The organism is Paenibacillus auburnensis, from assembly GCF_927798115.1.
GTDB classification, from domain to species: domain Bacteria; phylum Bacillota; class Bacilli; order Paenibacillales; family Paenibacillaceae; genus Paenibacillus_AQ; species Paenibacillus_AQ auburnensis.
The window spans coordinates 322,566-336,069 of the sequence record NZ_CAKMMG010000002.1 but is presented as its reverse complement, the minus strand read 5'-3'; the positions used below and the strand labels follow the sequence as shown (position 1 = coordinate 336,069).

Sequence of the window (13,504 nt, the reverse complement as noted above, 5' to 3'; positions counted from 1 at the left end):
CGCCGTCGCTTTTATAACGGCAGGAATTATTTATTTAGTGGTGAACTGATTTTTAAATGTGAGGTAAGAAGGAGAACGTGAAGATGGAAACAACTGTATGCCCTTGGTGCCATACCGAAATTGTGTGGGACGAGGAATTCGGGCCTGAGGATACCTGCCCCCACTGCAACAATGAGCTTAGCGGATACCGTACGATCACGGTAGGCGTAGATGATCTTGAGGATGAAGAGCTGGAAGAAGATACACCGGATATCTCCGAAGAGGATGAACTCAGTGATGATAACCTGTGGGACGACGATGACAAAGAAAGCGTAGTGCCGATTTTCAACACCCTTGACCAGTTTGGGGACGACTATGATCTGAAAAAGTATGAACAGAGCGTAGCAGCAATCCTGGCTGCGCAGCTTGAGGCGCCGGAATGTCCGCAGTGCCATGAACTTTTGGTATTGTCCGGTACGCAAAAGGTAACCAGCTTTGAACCGTCGTCTCCGGAGGCACTGGGCGGACCTGTCCTGAAGGCGCCATTTTCGCTGAATCTGTATGTATGTCCTTCATGCTTCCATGTTCAGCAGAGTCTGGCGCAGGAAGACCGGGCGGGATTTGTGCGCAACCTGAGCAACGGAAACAAATAGGCATTGTTCATAATTCGCCCTCCTTCCGGGAACGATAAGCAAGATTGTTCAGAAGGCAAGGAGGGCGTCATATTGAAGAAAGCACCACAAAGTCAGGCGGTATTGCTGCTGGCGGTGAACGGATTGTATTTGCTGGCCAGTGCACTGGCAGGTACTTTTTTAAATGTATACTTGTGGAAAAGCCGTCAAGATTACGTCATGATCGGCTGGTTTGCGCTCAGCCAGCAGGTGGCGGTGGGCCTTAGCTTTTGGCTGGCCGGTAAGTGGGTGAAGGAACATAATAAAATGAATGCCCTGCGGCTGGGACTCGCCGTTTCGGGCTTTTTTTATTTGCTGGTGCTGTTGCTCGGCGGGAGGGCTTCCAGTTACATTTGGCCGTTAGGCCTGACCCTCGGAATATCCATCGGCGTATTTTGGCTCGCCTATAACATTATCTATTTTGAAATTACGGAAGCGGATAACCGGGATTTTTTTAATGGCTGGATCGGTCTGCTGGGTTCGCTCGCCGGGATCATCGGCCCGTTTCTCTCCGGGTGGATGATCTCCAGGCTGCAGGGGGAGCGCGGGTACAGAGTCGTGTTTATGCTCTCTCTGGGTATTTATGCAGTGGCGGCCGTCCTGAGCTTTTTTCTGAAGAAACGCAAAAGTGAAGGCGAATATCTGTGGCTGGAGCCGTGGAGGGAGCTGCGGCGTTCCGGCAGCCGCTGGCGGCCTGTCGCGGCTGCACTGTTCTTTCAAGGCTTAAGAGGGGGAGTCTTCGCATTTCTGATTGATCTTCTGGTCTACATCGCGGCGCAGACAGAGAGTAAGCTGGGACAATTTGCGCTGATTACATCAGCGGTGTCGCTCATCAGTTATTTCGCTGCAGGCAAATGGTTCAAGCCCCGCTACCGCTCTGCGGGTATGCTGGCCGGGGGGATTTTGCTGCTGGCTGTTATCGTGCCGCTTGTCTGGAAGGTAAGCTATGGGACATTGCTGGTGATGGGAATCGGAACCGCGCTCTTCATGCCGCTATATATGCTGCCGATGACTTCCATCAGCTTCGACCTGATGGGTGAATCAGCGGAGAGTGTGAGTAAGCGGGTCGAATTAGTGGTGCTCCGCGAGCTGAGCCTGATGAGCGGGCGGATGCTGGGGATGTTTGCTTTTATTGGGGTCTTGTCCGTTAACAGCTCCCAGCTGGCGATCATTGTACTGCTGCTTGTATTGGGGGCGGCGCCTTTAGGCAGCTGGGTCGTCCTCAGCCGCAAACTTCATCGCAGCCGTGCCGGCAATATGCAATAATTGAAGGAAGACAAGCTGGAGAGGGTTTTTGGATTCATGGCTAAAAAAAGATTGATCGGATTAAGAACTCAGGTGGCCTTTATGGGATCGGCTGTGGTGCTGCTGGTCCTGCTGGTACTTTATTTTATTTTTAGCAATCAGATTATTCCGCAGACCCGTCATGCACTGGAGGATAAGGCGAATGCGATTGCCCGCACAATTGCCCTTATGCCGCTGGTATCAGAAGGCTTAAGTGAAGGGCGCAGCAAGGAGATCCAGGCCTATACCTCCAAAATTACCCGCCGCAATGATATTATGTTTGTAGTTGTAATTGATATGAACAGCATCCGCTATTCCCATCCTGATCCCTCGATGATCGGTAAGTCTTTTGCCGGGGGAGGGCAGCAGGCTGCACTCCGCGGAGAGGAGAGCATCTCCGAAGGTGAAGGAATGCTGGGCAAGTCTCTGCGTGCTTTTGTTCCCGTGTATACAGGCCAGGGATACCAGGTGGGAGTAGTTGTAGTAGGCCTTTCCATGGAGAAGGTTCAACGTCTGGTGAGGCAGAATGAATGGACGCTTATCGCAATTCTGCTGTCTGGTGCATTGCTTGGTGCCGGTGGGGCAATCGTTCTCGGCCTGAGGATAAAGCGGATGATCTTCGGCATGGAGCCTGCAGACATATCCAAGCTCCTGCAGGAGCGCAGTGCTATGCTGCAATCGACACGTGAGGGGATTATAGCCGTGGACCATGAAGCTACGGTCACAATGGTCAACTTGGAAGCAGAGCGGCTTCTAAACACGGCAGGCATTAAGGGTAATGGCATGACCCGCAATATAGCTGACTATTGGCCGGAGCTGGGTCTGGAGCAGGTACTTGCTGCCGGTGAACCAAAACAGGACCAGGAGCTAGAGCTGAACGGCATCACTCTGCTCGTTAGCAGTGTGCCGATCCGGGTTAACGGGGAGGTTGCCGGGGCGATTGCCACGTTCCGTGACAAAACCGAGCTGGCTGTCCTGGCGGAGCGGCTGTCGGGCATCTCGGTCTATGCAGATGCGCTGCGGGCAGGTGCGCATGAGTTTATGAACAAGCTGCACGTCATTATGGGAATGACGCATATGGGGCTGTATGATGAGCTGCAGCAGTATATCTCCGGGACAGTCAGCAACTATCAGAACGAGATCGGATCCATCACCCGCATGATCAAGGACCCTGTGATGGCCGGATTTCTGCTGGGGAAGCTCAGCCGGGCAAGGGAAGCGGGGATAGATCTGCTGCTGGCAGAGGACAGCTATCTGCCGGAAGCTGCTGAGCCGCAAACGATCCATGAGCTGATCACTATCGCCGGCAACCTGCTTGACAACGCTATGGAGGCGTTGGAAGGGCAGGAGGTTAAGGAAATTGAGCTTGCTTTTCATTATGAGCACGGGAGTTTGTGCTGCACGGTGGAGGACAGCGGTCCGGGAATTCCTGAGCTGATGCAGAAGCAAATCTTTGAACAAGGGTTTTCGACTAAGGGAGAACAGCGGGGGATCGGACTGTACCTGGTGCGTAAAAGTGTGGAGAAACTGGAGGGACGCCTTCAGCTCATTTGCGGTAAGGAAACGGGGACTACCTTCATCGCGATAGTGCCATATGCTGTTAAGGGTGAGGAGAATGTATGAACATTAAGGTACTGATTGTTGAGGATGATCCGATGGTAGCCAAATTCAACCGCCACTATCTGGAGCAGGTGGAGGGCTTTGAATTCGCAGGCTGGGCCTCTACGGGTGAGGCGGCGGTGGAGATGCTTGCAGCACAGGTAATTGACCTTGTTCTCCTGGATATATATATGCCCCGAACCAGCGGATTGCAGCTGCTGTCCACTCTCCGCGAGAAGGGGAGTTCGGTGGATATTATCGTCATCTCCGCTGCCAGCGACAAGGCCAGCATCCGCAAGGCGCTGCAGCTCGGAGCCGTAGATTATTTAATCAAGCCATTCGAGTTCGCCCGGTTTCAGGCTGCGCTGACTGCCTACCGGGAGGATTATACTTTGATGAAGCAGCAGGAGCCGCTCAGCCAGCAGCAGCTCGATAAGCTGCTGCGGCATCCGCTGGGAACAGAAGAGGACAAGACGGCAGCGCTACCTAAGGGACTGTCCGAAGGTACACTGGAAAGTATCTGGAACACTATACAGCAACTGGAGCGCCCTATATTCTCTACGGAGGATATTACGGAGGATGCCCCAATTTCGCGGATTTCTGTACGCAAATATCTGGCGTTTCTTAAAGACGCTGGAGTACTAGACATGGAGATCAGCTATGGCGCAGTGGGGAGACCGGTGTATATGTACACAGTTACTCCTGTCGGGCATGACATTATTACGAAGTACATCAGCGGCAGCAGCCGTTAACCCCAAGGGCCCTCACGGGTCCTTTTTTGCTGTCTATCCATACAAATAAGAAAAACGTTACCTCCCTAATAGGGAAGTAACGCATCTGGGATTGATCTGTTAGACTGAGAACTTTGAAATACTTTCCTGAAGCTCTTGCGCAAGCTCGGACAGCAATCTTGAAGCCGCTGCGATTTCCTCCACGCTGGCCAGCTGCTCCTGCGCCGAAGCAGATACATCGTAGGTTCCCTCGGAGGATGCTAAGGTAATTCTGTTAATCTGCTCAAAGGCAACGACCAGCTCATGGGTTTCATGCGACATTTGCTGGGAAGCATCAGATACGCCGCTAATCTGTTCATTGATATTTTGGATAGAGCCTTCGATCTCGGCAAAGGACTGGCCGGCGGTCTGGACGGCATGAATGCCGACTTCGACTTCCTTCTCCCCCTGACTGACCATTGCGATGGTCCGGCTTGTCTCCGACTGAATGGAGTGAATCACCTCAGAGACACGTTTACCGGATTCTGCAGTTTTCTCCGCCAGCTTGCGAACCTCACTGGCTACAACCGCGAAGCCCCGGCCATGCTCGCCGGCTCTTGCTGCTTCAATCGCTGCATTCAGCGACAGCAGATTCGTCTGATTCGCTATATCCGTAATAATCGCAATAATCTCACCGATTTCTCTGGAGCTTTCAGCCAGAGCACTGACCACAGCTGAAACCTCACCTACATTTTTGGAAACCGCAGACATTTGGTGAACGGCAGATTCAACCGCCAGAATTCCTTTGGAGGCCAACTCGGATGCTTCGTCCACAGATTCCTTGACATGAATGGAAAGATCAGCAATTTGCGCAGCTTCTCCATCCATCTTATGAACAAGCGCAACGCTGGCTTCAATGCTGTTCACCTGCGTCTGCGCTCCTTCTGCTAATTTTTCTGTAATGGATGCAACATGCTCCGTAGCCTGCCCGGTTTGTTCAGCGCTGGCTGTCAGTTCTTCTGAGGAGGCGGCAACCTGCTCCGCATTAGTTCCCACTTCCTGGATCAGCTCACGCAGATGGTTGCCCATGTTGTTGAAAGCCTCAGCCAATTGACCAATCTCATCCTTATTCTTAATCTCAACCAGGGTATTCCGCAGATCCCCTCCGGCAATTTGAATGGCCATCTTTTGGAGCTTACGGATTGGATTGGAAATAGCGCTGCTGATGAAATAGGATGCTAAAGCTCCCAGAATCAAAGTTGCAACGGTCAAAGCCAGAACCAGCTTCTTAATATCCGAGACGTCAGCGAAGGTGGATGTGGATTCCACGGCCAATTCATCCTCCTGGAGCTTCACGAAACGTTCTGCCGTACTGCTGAACTTGTTCAGCACTGGACCCTGGGTTTGGATAATCTCCAGATAATCGCTGTTATTCCGCAACTTGCTGTCGATAATCTGCAGGGCTGTACTGCTGTATTGCTCCTGCAAGAGATCAAGGCCGGCGAGAATTTGTTTATCATTCCGGTCGGCCAGAACTGATATTAATTGTTCATGTGAGGTATGGAAATGCTCCTTGGCCAACTCAAAGGATTGTATATTGGTTTCATCTCCATCAACCAGGAAACTATTAATGCTTGCTCGTTCCTGTTCTACTGCGATCCGCAAATCCTTGATCAATTGTACAGAGAAGGCTTTATTCTTTATTAATTTGGTATAAGATTCATTAACTCTGGAAAGATACGAGTAGCTGGTAAAAGCTACAACAAGCAGGAGGATCAGGATCAATCCGAAACCGCCGTATAATTTCTTCCGGATCGTTATGCTGCCAAGTCTATTCATTTCGCTTCCTTCCCCTCTGTAACCTGCAGGATTGATGCAGCTTCTGCCCGGAATTGCTCTGCACCATGCTCCGGTGTGATACTGCCGGCAATCACTTGATCCAGAATGATTTGATACGCATTGTTGACAATAATCGAATTGCCAGGAGCAGGCGGGTCGATCGGTGATGAATGGGTTTTGAGATAGTCAAGCAGTTCATATTGCTGTTTCCCTGCTTCTCCAAGATTAGCGGAGAGATGATCTGCAATCACGCTGGATACAGGAACTCCCCGTTCGCCTATAAGAATGTCATTGGCCGCTTCATTATTGATGAAGAAATCAATAAATTTAGCCGCCTCTTCCGGATATTTAGAATAGGAAGACACTGCGAGGAACATGGATGGTTTAATGAACCGTCCTTCTTGTTCACCCGTTTTCGGAAGCGGCAGCAGCTTGATGGTACGTCCTGCCTTGCTGCTTAAGATAGTGGCTGCGTTACTGTACACAGGGTAGAAGGCTGCTTTATTCGTTATTACCGGGTGATTCTCATCATTGTTGACGTCCTCAAAGGAGCCTAACAAGCCTTCATCTGTCCATTTTTTATACAGGGCGAAATAATCGGCAAGATCCTTGTTATCTTCATAACCAAGAGCGGTTCCTTCCGTATTGTACATGGATACGCCTCGAGTTCTCAGGAAATAGCTCGCATTAAACATAGCCCCCATCGGATAGAAATCGGGATCATCTATAGATTCTTTTAGTTCTACAAGGGTCTTATATAGCTCATCGATTGTATAGTCGGGAGAAGGGACTTCAATGCCCGCTTCCTGAAAGAATGCCGGATCATAGGCGATAGCTTCGGAATTAACACCGATATTGACTGCATATAGCTCATCGTTCTTCTTGCCTGGAGCGAGATACTCCGGGGGAACATTTGAAACGGAAAGACTCTTATCTTCAATATAGGAATTTAGGGGCTCAATGAGATCCCGGTTAATATAATTGAATATAAACGTATAATCCCCCTGGATAATATCTGCGGTATTCTGATCCGCGGTCTCCATAGCCAATTGGGTTGCTACTGCATCCGCATTGGGGAAATCTTCCGTCACAATTTTAACGCCCGGATGCTCTTTCATGTATAGGTCGATGACCTTCAGCGTAGCCTCTTTCCGCTGTTCCTTTCCCCACCAAATAAACTTAAGTGTAACTCCCTGATCTTTACTCGCTTTCTTGGCTTCCCCACCTGAGCTGCTGCAGCCCATAATTCCTGTTAGGAGCAAAAGTCCCGCGAATACCTTCAATAACCCCCATAACTTGCTGTTCGTCATAAAAAAAGCCCACCGCCTATTTTGTCTAATGTTGTCGAATTAACAAAAATAATGTTGTAATTTGTATATCCGACAACTATTTTCTTTATCGGATGACGACACAACTTTGTGAACATGAACGGGATAAAAAATTACATAAAATGTTATTATATAAAATTTTCTGAAATACTTTTCTTGAATCCTGGCAGGGAAGACCGGTTACTTTAGTTACTAAACGTTTTCTTTAGTTACGTAAGCTTCCAAGGAGAGTGGCAATGCCATTATGATAATTGTGAAAATATGCACAAGGGGGCAGGGTTTACAGATGAAAAAGAAAACAGCAGCCGCTCTTCTTCTCGTTCTCTCCGTTATACTTATTATCGCGGGATGCGGTAACAACAGCAGCAATACCAGCAATAGTGCAAGTGAGAGCAAGAGCAAGAACAGCACGGCAACCGCAACTAACGCGCCAAAAGAAACAGAAGCCGTTTCGGGGGCATCCGAAGCCAGCTATACACCGCTCGATCAATTGAAAGATAACTATGACATTATCATTGTCGGCGCAGGCGGGGCAGGCATGTCTGCAGCGCTTGAAGCGAAAGCAAAGGGCATGAATCCGGTTATTTTTGAAAAAATGCCGGTTGCCGGCGGGAATACTACGAAATCCTCTTCGGGAATGAACGCTTCCGAAACGAAATTCCAGAAAGAGCAGGGGATTGAAGACAGCAATGATCTTTTCTATGAAGAGACACTAAAAGGCGGTCATGATACCAACGACAAAGAAATGCTCCGTTTCTTCGTTGATAATTCCGCAAGTGCGATTGACTGGCTGGATTCTATCGGAATCCGTCTGAATAATATTACGATTACCGGCGGTATGAACGAAAAACGCACACACCGTCCTGAGGACGGGTCTGCGGTAGGCCAATATCTGGTTAAAGGTCTGGTGCAGAATGTTCAGGACCAAGGCATTCCGCTGTTTGTAAATGCCGATGTGAAGGAAATTACTCAGCAGGAAGGCAAGGTGAACGGCGTCAAGGTCCTGTTTAACCAGGCTGACGAGAAAACGATTACTGCAGCAGCAGTTGTTGTGACCACCGGCGGTTTCGGTGCCAACACGGATATGATCACTGAAGTCAGACCCGATCTGGAAGGATACGTGACTACCAACCAGATCGGCAGCACGGGTGACGGCATTAAGATGATTGAGAAGGTTGGCGGTACGACGGTGGATATGGACCAAATCCAGGTTCATCCGACCGTGCAGCAGGAGAAATCCTATCTCATCGGGGAAGCAGTTCGCGGCGAAGGTGCTATTCTTGTTTCAAGTGAAGCCAAACGGTTCACAAATGAACTGGACACCCGTGATAAAGTCACTGCGGCAATCAATACACTTGCTGAAAAGTCTGCATATCTTGTGTTTGATTCCGGTGTTAAATCCCGCGTAAAAGCAATCGAGCAGTATGAGAAAATGGGTTTTGTTATCCAGGGGGATACACCTCAAGCTTTAGCTGAGGCCATGAAGGTTCCGGCAGACCAGCTGAAGACTACAGTAGACACATGGAACAGCGCTGTGAAAAATAAACAGGATTCCGAATTCGGCAGAACAACAGGCATGGACAACGACCTCTCCGCAGGTCCTTACTATGCTATCAAAATCGGCCCGGGAGTTCACTATACTATGGGCGGTGTTAAGATCAACACCAATACCGAAGTGCTGGATAAAGACGGACATCCGATTACCGGCCTGTTTGCAGCAGGTGAAGTAACGGGCGGGCTGCATGGCCAGAACCGGATCGGCGGTAACTCTGTTGCCGAAATCATTATCTTTGGCCGTCAGGCAGGAATTAAATCCGCTGAATTCGTAAAAGCACAATAAGATCTGACATCTGCCGCCTGTTAACCGGCAAAACGGCAAACACCACCCGCCTGGGCTCAAAGGAGCCCGGGCGGGTGGTGTTTTTTTTAGGTCTGGACTGCAGGAGCAGGGGACGGCTTGGTCGTCCGTGTCAGCGAGAACAGTTCAAGCTCGGGCCGGTATTTGCCGGCCAGGGTATCGGCGAGCAGTTCAGAGGCAATCATGCTGTAGACCGTTCCGTTACCGCCATAGCCCTCAATGAAATAACAATGGGGGAACTCCGGATGCGGCCCCACAAACGGCAGCCCGTCGCGGGTGGAGCCGAAAACTCCCCCCCAGCAGTATTCCGCTTCCACTCCCCTGATCTCCGGGAACAGCGCTTCAAGCTCTTCTAGCAGCCGCCGGCTCTGTGAAATAATACGTACCTCCCGTCGTTCCGGAGTTGTCAGCTGCTCATCTTTGCCTCCGGCAATAATGCATCCGTCCGGGGTCGTGCGGAAATACAGGTAAGGTCGGGCCGTTTCCCAGATCAGACTTTGTTCATGCCACTTGGGAAGCTTCTTCAGGGGCCGAGTCTTAATCGCATACGTGTTGATCAGCTCGGCCCCCCGGTCTTTTTTCATCTCCTGTGTCTCATACCCCATCGCAAAAATCACATGCTTAGCAAAGATCCGCCCATGGTCAGTATGGCAGGTAACTCCTTCCGCGCTGAACTCATAATGCCGGGCTCTAGTGTGCTCAAATATGTTAACTCCGCCGGAATGTGCCTTGCTGATCAGACTGTGGACAGTACGGAAAGGGTTGGTTTCCGCATCACCTCGGGAATACAAAGCCGCAGGTTTGGAAAAAGCGTAATGGGCACGCACCTTGTCCTCATCCCAGAATTCCGCGTCAAAGCCGTGTGTCGTCAGGGTTTCGTATTCCTGCAGAAGTAGAGGAACATCCTCCGGAGTGCTCGCATACAGCAGGGAGCTGCGGGGAATAATCAGCGGATCAATGTCCAGCTGGTCCGGCAGCTCCAGAATCTTCCCTAAGGCCCTCTTGCACAGCTTATAGAACAGTACACCTTGTTCTTCACCGAACGTGTTGATGCAAGAGGTTAGCGACTTGTCATTGGCGATTTGCAGCAGGCCGGTGTTAGCGTGGGAGCTGCCGTTGCCGATGGCTCTTTTATCAATGAGGACAATATCTGCCCCGCTGAGGGATAAACGGTAAGCGGTCATAGCTCCGCCCATGCCTGCGCCGACGATCAGACAATCGCAGGTGATATCTCCTTCCAGTGAAGGATAAGCCGGCGGATTAGGTAATGTCGATTCCCAGGGCAGCAGCCCGCTGATAAGGTTCATCTGTTGATCTCTCCTTAATGAGATTCCGGTAGGGTAGTATTGGCGGAGATGCCTGTTCTAATACAACGGACATACCCCAGTTCATAAAGAGGTCGGGCTGTTCCAAAAAGCACATAAAGCATAGGCTGCCGCGGCATAATAAAGACTGCTTGTACATCTAGAAGGAGGGAATTTAGAACATGCAATCAACCCAAATGCAGGCACTCAGCGGCAAAGAGCTGGAATACATCGCAGACTCCATTTCCAACGAGGATTTGCTCATTAAGCAGCTGGCTGCTACCGCAGGCACGACCCAGAACTCTACGGTTCACCAGATTTGCGTTCAGCAAATCCAAAGCCACTCTCATCACATGAGCACGCTCATCCAGCTGCTGCAGCAGCATCAGCAATATGCACCGACACAGCCTCAATAATGAGCTCTGAATGGAAGCAAGGTCTAAAAAAAAATAGGAGGTAATGCTAGTGTACGCACAAAACGGATCAGCATTTATGGCAGATGAGGATTTACTTTACACGGTATTGGCGGATTTGAAGCGCACGGTACGTGAATATACGACCGCTGCCACGGAATCCAATTGTCAGGCGGTACGGCGGGTATTTAATGACCTGACCATGGATACGCTTCGTCTGCAAGGGGAGCTCTATACCCAGATGTCACAGATGAACATGTATACCCCGCCGGGAAAAGCGCTGCGCCAGGATTTGGACAAGCAGATTCAAACTGCACAACAAACCCAGCAAAAATGCCAGCAATTCGTACAGCAGAAGATAGGCGGGGCCGGAAATTATACTCAGGCGGCGAATGTACCGCTGCACCAGGCAAATGTGCATAGCCAAAACCCTTACTATATGTAACCCTTCTCCCCTTGAGGTGAAGCACAGCAAGGTAATGCTTCCGGTTATTGAAGTGATGACCCCGCCCCGGCGGGGTTATTTTGTTTGCAGAGCGGACCGTTTCATGTCATATTAGTATTAAACTCTTTTCGCTATTGCCGCGCTGATTCAGAAAGGCGGCTAACGCGAACTATCCGGGGGGAAGGCATGAAAGAAATGGACGAATTAAAGCGGAAAGTGCTGGAACTGCTCAAGGAGGACGCTCGAAGCTCTACGGCGCTGATGGCGACCCTGCTTGGAGCGGAAGAAGAAGATATTAAGACCGTTATTGCGCAAATGGAAAAGGACCACGTTATTGTAAAATATGCTACCGTTGTGAACTGGGATAAGGTGGACGACGAGCGGGTAACCGCACTGATCGAGGTGCAGATCACACCGGAACGCGGCCGCGGCTTTGAGGGCATTGCCGAACGGATCTACCTGTATCCGCAGGTGAAATCGGTCTATTTAATGTCAGGGGCATATGATCTGCTGGTGGAAGTGGAAGGACGCAACCTCCGTGAGGTCGCTAATTTTGTCTCTGAGAAGCTCTCCCCGATTGATTCTGTACTCTCGACCAAAACCAACTTTACGCTCAAAAAATACAAACAGGACGGTATCATCTTTGAAGAGCATGAAGAGGACAATCGTCTGCTGATATCTCCGTAAAGGAAGTAATCATATGATCACGAATAACCAGAAGCAAACCGGAGAATCAGGCAAATCCATGAATTCGTATCTGGCACCGCTGGTTCAGCAGATCCAGCCGTCGGGTATCCGCAAGTTTTTTGATCTGGCGGCAGGGAGTAAAGACATCATCTCACTGGGTGTCGGCGAACCGGATTTCAAGACGCCATGGCATGTCAGGGAAGCGTGTGTCTATTCGCTGGAAAGAGGCTTTACCGGCTATACCTCGAATGCGGGTATGCCGGAGCTGCGCGAAGGCATTGCGAATTATCTGCATTCACGGTTTGCAGTAGAGTATAATCCCGCTAATCAAATTATTGCTACGGTCGGCGGCAGTGAAGCAATCGATTTGGCGCTCCGCGCCTTAATCTCGCCGGGTGATGAAATCCTGATTCCCGAGCCTTGTTATATTTCTTATTCTCCGATTACCGCAATTGGTGGCGGGATACCGGTCGGGATTGAAACCTTTGGCGAGAATCACTTCAAATTGACGGCTGAAGCGCTTGAAGCGAAAATTACGCCGCGTTCCAAGATTCTGATACTCTGTTATCCAAGCAATCCGACAGGAGCGATTATGAGCCGGGAGGATTGGGAACCGATTGCCAAGGTTGTGGAGAAGCATGATCTTATCGTGATTTCAGATGAAATCTACGCCGAGCTGACCTATGGAAGCAACCATGTAAGCTTCCCTTCACTTCCGGGCATGATGGACCGGACAATTCTGGTCAGCGGCTTCTCCAAGGCCTTTGCCATGACCGGATGGCGGATGGGATATGCCTGCGGCCATCCCGATCTGATCTCCGCCATGCTGAAGATCCACCAGTACACCGTCATGTGTGCCCCTTCCATGGGCCAGGTTGCCGCCTTAGAGGCCCTGACCAACGGCATGGAGGAAAAGGACCGGATGACCGATTCGTACAACCAGCGGCGCCGTCTGATCGTCAAAGGCCTGCGTGATGCCGGATTGGACTGTCATGAACCGCAGGGTGCGTTTTACGCTTTTCCGAGCATTCAGCGGACTGGGCTTACCTCCGATCAATTTGCCCAGCGACTCCTGCTGGAGTATAAAGTTGCCGCTGTGCCGGGCAGCGTATTCGGCTTAGGAGGAGAAGGCTATCTGCGCTGTTCCTATGCAACCTCTGTATCGCAGCTGAATGAAGCCATCGAGCGGATAGGTGCTTTTGTCTCACAGCTGGAACGGGAACGGACGGAATAGACGGTTAAGAGGAAGTAAATCGGGCTATAGCGGATATCCCTGCTTTATGGTATTATTTTACTTTAAGAACAAGAAACACCTGTATTTATTACATGGAACTCTTATTCTGGTAACCAGGCGATTGCGCAAAAAGGGAGACTCCTCATACTCCTG

At 50.4% G+C, this 13,504-nt stretch carries 12 protein-coding genes; 9 read left to right on the top strand and 3 right to left on the bottom strand.

What is annotated here, in order from left to right:
- The first annotated feature begins 83 nt into the window (after positions 1-83).
- The 4 genes from L6H70_RS13385 (at position 84) to L6H70_RS13370 (ending at position 4,285) form a co-directional block, all read left to right on the top strand.
- On the top strand, positions 84-632 hold the full coding sequence (locus L6H70_RS13385; protein WP_236333797.1) for a hypothetical protein: 549 nt from the start codon (positions 84-86) through the stop codon (positions 630-632).
- A gap of 72 nt (positions 633-704) precedes the next feature.
- Positions 705-1,916 carry an MFS transporter gene (locus L6H70_RS13380; RefSeq protein WP_236333795.1) on the top strand — a complete coding sequence of 404 codons (1,212 nt, stop codon included), beginning with the start codon at positions 705-707 and terminating at the stop codon, positions 1,914-1,916.
- Positions 1,917-1,952: 36 nt separating this feature from the next.
- Positions 1,953-3,557, top strand: coding sequence for a DcuS/MalK family sensor histidine kinase (gene dcuS, locus L6H70_RS13375; RefSeq protein ID WP_236333793.1), 1,605 nt, complete (start codon positions 1,953-1,955; stop codon positions 3,555-3,557).
- Positions 3,554-4,285, top strand: a complete 732-nt coding sequence (locus L6H70_RS13370) for a response regulator (RefSeq protein ID WP_236333792.1) — start codon at positions 3,554-3,556, stop codon at positions 4,283-4,285. The genes dcuS and L6H70_RS13370 overlap by 4 nt, the downstream gene beginning before the upstream one ends.
- Before the next feature lie 99 nt (positions 4,286-4,384).
- Here the strand turns inward: L6H70_RS13370 and L6H70_RS13365 are convergent, their stop codons facing one another.
- Together L6H70_RS13365 and L6H70_RS13360 are read right to left on the bottom strand one after the other, a co-directional pair.
- On the bottom strand, positions 4,385-6,082 hold the full coding sequence (locus tag L6H70_RS13365) for a methyl-accepting chemotaxis protein (protein WP_236333790.1): 1,698 nt from the start codon (positions 6,080-6,082) through the stop codon (positions 4,385-4,387).
- Positions 6,079-7,392, bottom strand: coding sequence for an ABC transporter substrate-binding protein (locus L6H70_RS13360; RefSeq protein WP_236333788.1), 1,314 nt, complete (start codon positions 7,390-7,392; stop codon positions 6,079-6,081). The genes L6H70_RS13365 and L6H70_RS13360 overlap by 4 nt, the downstream gene beginning before the upstream one ends.
- 304 nt (positions 7,393-7,696) lie before the next feature.
- Between L6H70_RS13360 and L6H70_RS13355 the strand changes: the two genes are divergently transcribed.
- Complete coding sequence (locus L6H70_RS13355) at positions 7,697-9,250, top strand: flavocytochrome c (protein ID WP_236333786.1); 1,554 nt, start codon at positions 7,697-7,699, stop codon at positions 9,248-9,250.
- Positions 9,251-9,336: 86 nt separating this feature from the next.
- On the opposite strand, the gene L6H70_RS13350 is transcribed toward L6H70_RS13355, so the two are convergent.
- Entirely contained in the window at positions 9,337-10,575 is a 1,239-nt protein-coding gene (locus tag L6H70_RS13350; RefSeq protein ID WP_236333784.1) for an NAD(P)/FAD-dependent oxidoreductase, read from the bottom strand.
- A gap of 179 nt (positions 10,576-10,754) precedes the next feature.
- On the opposite strand from L6H70_RS13350, the gene L6H70_RS13345 reads away from it, so the two are divergent.
- From L6H70_RS13345 to L6H70_RS13330, 4 genes are all read left to right on the top strand, one after another.
- A complete protein-coding gene (locus tag L6H70_RS13345) occupies positions 10,755-10,988 on the top strand; it encodes a hypothetical protein (RefSeq protein ID WP_236333782.1) in 234 nt (77 codons plus the stop codon).
- 49 nt (positions 10,989-11,037) lie between these two features.
- A complete protein-coding gene (locus tag L6H70_RS13340) occupies positions 11,038-11,430 on the top strand; it encodes a spore coat protein (protein WP_236333780.1) in 393 nt (130 codons plus the stop codon).
- A gap of 186 nt (positions 11,431-11,616) precedes the next feature.
- Positions 11,617-12,117: an Lrp/AsnC family transcriptional regulator gene (locus L6H70_RS13335; protein ID WP_054941998.1), complete on the top strand. Its 501-nt coding sequence runs from the start codon at positions 11,617-11,619 to the stop codon at positions 12,115-12,117.
- Between the two features lie 13 nt (positions 12,118-12,130).
- Positions 12,131-13,351 (top strand): aminotransferase class I/II-fold pyridoxal phosphate-dependent enzyme, encoded by a 1,221-nt coding sequence (locus L6H70_RS13330; RefSeq protein WP_279306754.1) that lies wholly within the window; start codon positions 12,131-12,133, stop codon positions 13,349-13,351.
- Positions 13,352-13,504 lie beyond the last annotated feature (153 nt).

Bases quoted from the DNA above. Each gene is read 5' to 3' on its own strand.
- L6H70_RS13385 (WP_236333797.1), top strand. From the start codon at position 84: ATGGAAACAACTGTATGCCCTTGGTGCCATACCGAAATTGTGTGGGAC.
- dcuS (WP_236333793.1), top strand. From the start codon at position 1,953: ATGGCTAAAAAAAGATTGATCGGATTAAGAACTCAGGTGGCCTTTATG.
- L6H70_RS13370 (WP_236333792.1), top strand. From the start codon at position 3,554: ATGAACATTAAGGTACTGATTGTTGAGGATGATCCGATGGTAGCCAAA.
- L6H70_RS13365 (WP_236333790.1), bottom strand. From the start codon at position 6,082: ATGAATAGACTTGGCAGCATAACGATCCGGAAGAAATTATACGGCGGT.
- L6H70_RS13360 (WP_236333788.1), bottom strand. From the start codon at position 7,392: ATGACGAACAGCAAGTTATGGGGGTTATTGAAGGTATTCGCGGGACTT.
- L6H70_RS13355 (WP_236333786.1), top strand. From the start codon at position 7,697: ATGAAAAAGAAAACAGCAGCCGCTCTTCTTCTCGTTCTCTCCGTTATA.
- L6H70_RS13350 (WP_236333784.1), bottom strand. From the start codon at position 10,575: ATGAACCTTATCAGCGGGCTGCTGCCCTGGGAATCGACATTACCTAAT.
- L6H70_RS13345 (WP_236333782.1), top strand. From the start codon at position 10,755: ATGCAATCAACCCAAATGCAGGCACTCAGCGGCAAAGAGCTGGAATAC.
- L6H70_RS13335 (WP_054941998.1), top strand. From the start codon at position 11,617: ATGAAAGAAATGGACGAATTAAAGCGGAAAGTGCTGGAACTGCTCAAG.
- L6H70_RS13330 (WP_279306754.1), top strand. From the start codon at position 12,131: ATGATCACGAATAACCAGAAGCAAACCGGAGAATCAGGCAAATCCATG.